The organism is Longimonas sp. (genome assembly GCF_046498435.1).
In the GTDB taxonomy this organism is placed as follows: Bacteria; Bacteroidota; Rhodothermia; order Rhodothermales; family Salinibacteraceae; genus Longimonas.
Map to the genome: position 1 here is coordinate 1 of NZ_JAWOAR010000341.1, position 4,595 is coordinate 4,595.

General features: G+C 58.1%; 5 protein-coding genes. 2 read left to right on the forward strand and 3 right to left on the reverse strand.

Features of this window, described 5'->3' with window-relative positions:
• On the reverse strand, positions 1-639 hold a 639-nt coding region (locus R6U20_RS13340), incomplete at its 3' end, for a porin family protein (protein ID WP_410338336.1).
• Between the two features lie 205 nt (positions 640-844).
• On the opposite strand from R6U20_RS13340, the gene bshA reads away from it, so the two are divergent.
• Positions 845-1,993, forward strand: coding sequence for an N-acetyl-alpha-D-glucosaminyl L-malate synthase BshA (gene bshA, locus R6U20_RS13345; protein WP_410338332.1), 1,149 nt, complete (start codon positions 845-847; stop codon positions 1,991-1,993).
• Between the two features lie 119 nt (positions 1,994-2,112).
• On the opposite strand, the gene mnmA is transcribed toward bshA, so the two are convergent.
• Entirely contained in the window at positions 2,113-3,288 is a 1,176-nt protein-coding gene (gene mnmA, locus R6U20_RS13350; protein WP_410338333.1) for a tRNA 2-thiouridine(34) synthase MnmA, read from the reverse strand.
• Positions 3,289-3,561: 273 nt separating this feature from the next.
• Between mnmA and R6U20_RS13355 the strand changes: the two genes are divergently transcribed.
• Complete coding sequence (locus R6U20_RS13355) at positions 3,562-3,942, forward strand: RidA family protein (protein ID WP_410338334.1); 381 nt, start codon at positions 3,562-3,564, stop codon at positions 3,940-3,942.
• A gap of 100 nt (positions 3,943-4,042) precedes the next feature.
• Here R6U20_RS13355 and R6U20_RS13360 read toward each other — a convergent pair.
• Positions 4,043-4,595 (reverse strand): hypothetical protein (locus tag R6U20_RS13360; protein WP_410338335.1); only part of this gene is annotated, 553 nt, incomplete at its 5' end.

A 4,595-nucleotide genomic window follows, 5' to 3' on the forward strand; every position in this document is an offset into this window, starting at 1 on the left:
ATCGGTGTCTCCAATTTCCAGATCATCGTCGAAGATCGACGTGACGCCAAACTCATAGCGTAGCTCCGGTGCTAAACGTACGCCGCCCAGGTTAAATTCGACTCCCGCGCCTACGTTGCCGGACAGGTTCACATCTTCGAGGTTATCTTCAAAGTCATCTCCAAGCTCCCCACTTCCATTACCAATCGGAAATGACACCTGCGGCCCGGCCATCGCGTAGGGCGTAACCAGTGGGAGCGCCAGACGGTACTTCAGGTCGAGCGGGATTTCAATGGTACTGAGGTCAAGCGTGGCCGAATCCCCTCCTTGTTGTCCTGCAAACTCGTATTCACCAACCCGGCGGTAGATACCGCTCAGGCGCAGACCCAGCACCGCGAAGTCGCGGGTGTACGCCAACCCCACGTGGTAGCCTGTCGAAGACTCGAAGGTGGCCTCTTGGCTCACGTCGTCGAGACTCTCAAAATTAAGTCCACCGACGACGCCCACTTGGGCACTTGAGGCCTGCGGTAAGGCCATCCAACCAAGAGCAGCGATCAGAAGGAGGAATGTGCTATACTGAATGCGTTGCATATAACCAGTTGTTTTTGTTAAACAAGGGGACCGTTGAGTGTCACGCTCTTTTACCGAGCGGATGAACATGACGTTTCTCACTGATTCATCTATGCAGACGCCCCCTTGAGCGATAAAGTAACGAGATGGGCGCGGCTCCGACGAAAGCTGCCCTACGCGCCTCTACATGCGGTTCGCGTACGTGCAATTGATGCAACGGCATGCAACCTCACAAGAGCAGCCGATGTTGATGCACGCAGCACTGTTACTGCATCTGCTCATCCCCCTTTGTGTTATGAACATTGGCATTACGTGCTATCCAGTCTATGGCGGAAGCGGCGTGGTTGCAACCGAACTGGGTAAGGCCCTGGCCCAGCGCGGACACACCGTGCACTTTATCTCGTCGTCGCTTCCGTTTCGGCTCTCGCACATGGGCGGCAACGTGTACTTTCACGAGGTAAACGTGCAGTCGTATCCCCTTTTCGACTACCCGCCATACACGCTTACGCTTACCAGTAAAATGGTGGACGTGGCCAAGCATAACGGCCTCGATGTAATGCACGTGCACTACGCCATTCCGCATGCCACCAGCGCGGTCATGGCGCGCGACATCTTGTCCGGCCAGGGTATTGACCTGCCCGTCATCACCACGCTCCACGGCACCGACATCACACTCATTGGCCAAGATCCATCGTTTACGCCGGTCGTTACCCACTCGATCAACAAGTCGGATGGCGTGACGGCGGTATCCGAATACCTGCGCACAGAGACGTACGATCACTTCGATGTGACGGGCAACGTTGAAGTGATTCCGAATTTTATTGATATGGAGCGCTTTCACCGCCTCGACAAGGAGCACTTTAAACAGGCGCTCTGCCCCAACGGCGAAAAGGTCATCGTGCACGTGTCAAACTTTCGCCCCGTAAAAAATGCGACGCAGGTCGTAGAAGTCTTTCACCGCCTGCGTGCCGACGACCTGCCTGTGCGGCTGCTGCTCGTGGGCGACGGCCCCGACCGCGCCTCGGCCGAGCGCCGGGCTCGCGAGCTCGGCGTCTACGACGACGTCCGATTCCTCGGCAAGCAAGACCCTGTCGAAGAGATCCTGTCGATTGCCGATGTCTTCTTGATGCCCAGTGGCTCCGAAACATTCGGGCTGGCGGCTCTGGAGGCGATGGCCTGCGAGGTGCCGGTGGTGGCCAGCGACATTGGCGGACTGCCCGAACTGGTCGTGGATGGCGAGACCGGCTTCCTGTGCCCGCTCAACGACATCGACGCGTTCACCGAGCGCACCCGCCAACTCTTGACGAACGACGAGTTGCAGTCTGAGATGGCCGCTGCTGCACTGGAACGCGCTCGTGGCACCTTTCACGTCGATCAGATTGTGCCCCAATACGAAGCGCTATATGAGCGCGTCCGAGACCGCAAAACCACCGCAGCGGCATAGCCACGAGGCTGCGTCTATTTCGCGCTCAACAGCACAACGCCTCGCATCCCCCTAACGCAATTGGGCGCAAGGGATACGAGGCATTCTTCTTGGATGCGCACGTTTTGGATGCGACCGTATCAGGGAGTCGCCGGAGCCATAGCGTCGGTATTGACCGCGGCGGTTTTATCTTCGCGCTCCTCGGCGGTGCCAACCTCGTGAATCCAGCCGCCGCCGAGTACGTCTTCGCCCTCGTAGAGCACGATCGACTGCCCCGCGGTGATGGCGCGGCGCGGCTCGGCAAAGGCCACGTTGAGCATGTCGTCATCGTCTTGCCACGTAAGGCAGCCGGCGCCTTCATCGTTGTAACGGATAGCTCCCCAGGCGGGACGCTCTTCCTTGAGCGACGGGTATTTGATGAGGTTGACCTCGCCCGCCTTCAGGGTTTGCTGCATCAGCTCTTCTTTTGGGCCCACGGTAATTGTGTTGGTGTCGGGGTCGATGTTCGTGACATAGACTCGCCTGCCGAGCGCCAGGTCGAGTCCGCGCCGCTGGCCGATGGTGTAGAACGGGTAGCCGTCGTGCTGGCCAACGACTGTGCCATCGCTCAGCACAATATCGCCGCCCGACACGCGTTCTTCAAGACCGTCGACGCGGTCGCGCAGGAAGCGTCCGTAGTCGTTGTCGGGCACGAAGCAGATTTCGTAAGAGTCGGGCTTATCGGCCACGCTGTCGAGTCCAAAGTCGGACGCCATCTGGCGGATTTCGGGCTTCTCGTACGTACCCAGCGGGAAGATGGAACGCGCCAGGTGCTCTTGTGGCAGTCCCCACAGCGCGTAGCTCTGATCTTTCTTGCGGTCGTGGCCGCGCTTGAGCAGGTAGCGATCGAGTTCCTCGTTGTGCTGCACGCGGGCGTAATGCCCAGTGGCAATGTACTCGCAGTCGAGGTCGTCGGCGCGGCGCAAAAGCGCGGCCCACTTGATGTGCGTGTTGCAGAGCACGCACGGGTTGGGCGTACGCCCGGCCAGGTACTCATTGGTGAACCGCTCAATGACCCAGTCGCCAAACTCCTCGCGGATGTCGACGATGAAGTGGGTGAAGCCGTGGCGCAGTGCAATAGCGCGAGCGTCGTTGATAGACTCCAACGTGCAGCAGCCAACTTCTTTGCCGCTGTTTCCGCCTCCGCTGGTAGAGTAATCCCACGTTTTCATGGTGATACCCACCACCTCGTAGCCCTGCTCGGCCAGCAGTACGGCGGTCACAGATGAGTCGACGCCGCCACTCATGGCGACCAGTACGCGTCCCTTTGCGCTCATGGTGTTTGTTGTTGCTCAATGCATCTGAATGAATCCTTGTACCGCGCTGCGCTTTTTAGCTTTTTAGCTCTGCGCTAAACAAGGAGTAAAAGTAACGACCCGCATATCCAGCCGTTCCTGTTCTGCATCTGGGATACATAGCATCTGCGGCGAAGCTTAAGACAATATTCGCTTGTTCTGACTGCGTATAGCCCGCATCTTTAGGTACAACTATCTGTGCTACTCTTTGAACGAGTAGCTTGCTCTCGGTCTTCGCACTGCATGCGCCATTCTATGTCTCGAACTACTGTTACCACTCCTCGCGCTCCAGCGGCCATTGGCCCGTACAGCCAAGCCATTCTTACCGACGACACGCTCTATTGCTCGGGACAGATCGCCATTAACCCAGACACGGGCCACATGGTGAACGGCTCCATCGAAGAAGAGACGCGCCAGGTGCTCGAAAATGTAGGCGCTGTTTTGCAGGGGGCCAGTATGGCGTACGAAAACGTAGTGCAGTGTACCGTCTTCTTGACGGACGTGAACGACTACGCGCAGGTGAACGACGTGTACGGGCGCTACTTCAACGAAACGCCTCCGGCTCGCCAGGCCGTGCAGGTGGCGGCCCTACCGCGTAATGCACGCGTCGAAATTTCGTGCATCGCCGTGCGGTAATCCGCCAGGTCATACCCGCCAGGTCATACCTGCTACGCCGTAGCCATTCCCGCGCCGTAAGTCGATCAGCTGCCGACCCACCCGGGAGTTCGCCACGGTGTTATACTTGTACTTCGATACGGTAGCGGACTGTGATTTCGACCTCATCGCTTGAACCAATGAGCGAGGGGTCATTGACCTCCAGTTCCAGCGTGAGGGGCTGTGCCCCGCCGCGTACGACCTCGGTAATGTCGTCGTTGTCCAGACTGAGTTCGATTTCAGGTTCATCTGATATCGGTGTGCTGGAAGCAATAGGCTGGGCGTCTACACTCGCGCCGTAGAACACACGTGCCGACCCAAGATAGCTGAAGACCTTCGGCTGTATCGTTTCGCTGAAGTTGTCTGTGAGCCGCTCCAGTTGCACCAAACGCACCTCTGCGCTCACCACCTCGCTGCGCGAGGCTCCGGCAAATTCCTGAATCTGGCTACCCAGGTCATCGGTGTTGGTGGATGTGAGCGTAATGGTGCCTTCACTGGACACATCATCAGCACTAAACGGCTCGAACTCAAACTCGAACTCGACCGGATCGGCATCAGATCCGATGATGATGGTATCGCCTTCTGTGCCGGTATCATCGCACCCCACCAGCAGCAGAGCTACAACGAGAAGCATG

Coding starts and splice junctions, on each gene's coding strand:
- bshA (WP_410338332.1), top strand. CDS start 845: ATGAACATTGGCATTACGTGCTATCCAGTCTATGGCGGAAGCGGCGTG.
- mnmA (WP_410338333.1), bottom strand. CDS start 3,288: ATGAGCGCAAAGGGACGCGTACTGGTCGCCATGAGTGGCGGCGTCGAC.
- R6U20_RS13355 (WP_410338334.1), top strand. CDS start 3,562: ATGTCTCGAACTACTGTTACCACTCCTCGCGCTCCAGCGGCCATTGGC.